The 1,367-nt window shown below is 45.1% G+C and carries 3 protein-coding genes; 2 read left to right on the top strand and 1 reads right to left on the bottom strand.

Features of this window, described 5'->3' with window-relative positions; translation table 11 throughout:
- Positions 1 to 96 precede the first annotated feature (96 nt).
- Entirely contained in the window at positions 97 to 372 is a 276-nt protein-coding gene (locus G1O98_RS38240; RefSeq protein WP_163939662.1) for an HU family DNA-binding protein, read from the top strand.
- A 177-nt stretch (positions 373 to 549) separates the two neighbouring features.
- On the top strand, positions 550 to 882 hold the full coding sequence (locus tag G1O98_RS38235) for a hypothetical protein (protein ID WP_163939660.1): 333 nt from the start codon (positions 550 to 552) through the stop codon (positions 880 to 882).
- A 15-nt stretch (positions 883 to 897) separates the two neighbouring features.
- On the opposite strand, the gene G1O98_RS38230 is transcribed toward G1O98_RS38235, so the two are convergent.
- Positions 898 to 1,146 carry a hypothetical protein gene (locus tag G1O98_RS38230; protein WP_243458675.1) on the bottom strand — a complete coding sequence of 83 codons (249 nt, stop codon included), beginning with the start codon at positions 1,144 to 1,146 and terminating at the stop codon, positions 898 to 900.
- Between the last annotated feature and the right edge of the window lie 221 nt (positions 1,147 to 1,367).

Here is a 1,367-nt window from a genome sequence, read left to right as displayed (position 1 = left end):
TTTCGTGTGTTGCTTGATTTTTACTCCTTTCCCCCCTTTGCTAATAAAAGCTAGTAATGCTAGATTTCCAATATTTGTAATACTTCAGGGTAATTTATGAACAAGGGTGAATTAGTGGATGCTGTAGCAGCAAAGACCAACATCACAAAAAAGCAAGCTGATGAAGTGATTAGTGCTTTTTTGTCAGTAGTTATCGAAGCTGTAGCGAATGGAGAGAAGATAACGCTGGTAGGGTTTGGGTCATTCGAGAGACGCGATCGCTCAGAACGCGAGGGGCGTAATCCGAAAACCAATGAGCCAATGACCATTCCAGCGACCCAAGTGCCTGCGTTTTCTGCTGGGAAACAGTTTCGGGAGAAAGTAGCGCCATAGATGAATTGCTTTCCCACTAGCAATCCAATCAGTGCAAAGCCGTAACTCTCGCTTTTCTCAAGACAGCGTGGGGCAACGGTAGATGAAATGTGAGTGTTGAATCGTAGATGTTACACAAGTGCGATCGCTGCATTTATTTTGGGCATTCTGAAAAGATAGCGTTTACTGAAGAAAATCATGTTTAAAGGATTCGGTGGCCCAAAGAAAAAATCAGTACTTGAGGACAATGAACTGACCACAGGGATTGTTCAGCATCCAGTTACGGGACTTTGGCAGACATGGATATCATTTACAGGTAATGATATTCAATGTATTACCGCCCATGCGAACCCTGATGATGCTGACCGGGTAGCGAAACAGATTGCTGATGCTTGGAGTGAAGGGAAATATAAAACTGGGGAAGAGGTAACAGCTTTTATTAAATCACTGCCGAGTGATGCTGTCATAGACCCATTACCCCAAAATATTGTGATGCAACTGAGTCAACAGGCATTAAGCGCAAGGAAGTAAAAAAGTACGAATATCTTAAATTGAGTCATCCATCCAACCGCATTCACAGTCCCAATGCACCCGTGCTGACCAGTCCCGATCAAATTCAGCACTACACTGGGGGCATCTACCAGTAAACATCGGATGCCAATCAAGTAACTCCAGTTTTTGCTGTTGTGTCCACCGCTGTTGTGGTTGCAGTATTAATTCACCGTTGTAGTAGCTTGCCCCCTCCGGTTGCCATAGCTCCTCTGCTTCGGCGTTGGGGTCAAGTCGAAAGTCCAAGCAGCTCTCACCCTCTACCCCATCAGGGTGAACGACACAGACGAGGTGGGGGTTATGTGAATAGAGGAGACAGTTATCGCACTGGAGGAAGTTTTGGCATAGTATCAGTTTACTGTCTGTTCCAAGCGATCGCTTGTTGGTTCAACTGTATGGTTGTTTCGAGCGTCACAAAGAAAAAGGGAATTGTTGGGTCACGAATCAACTACAGGTAATCCTGCCAG

Origin of the sequence: Nostoc sp. UIC 10630 (assembly GCF_010747425.1) — a bacterium.
Taxonomy (GTDB): domain Bacteria; phylum Cyanobacteriota; class Cyanobacteriia; order Cyanobacteriales; family Nostocaceae; genus Nostoc.
The sequence above is the reverse complement of the archived record's forward strand: the minus strand, read 5'-3'. Positions and strand labels throughout refer to the sequence as shown.

Bases quoted from the DNA above. Each gene is read 5' to 3' on its own strand.
- G1O98_RS38240 (WP_163939662.1), top strand. From the start codon at position 97: ATGAACAAGGGTGAATTAGTGGATGCTGTAGCAGCAAAGACCAACATC.
- G1O98_RS38235 (WP_163939660.1), top strand. From the start codon at position 550: ATGTTTAAAGGATTCGGTGGCCCAAAGAAAAAATCAGTACTTGAGGAC.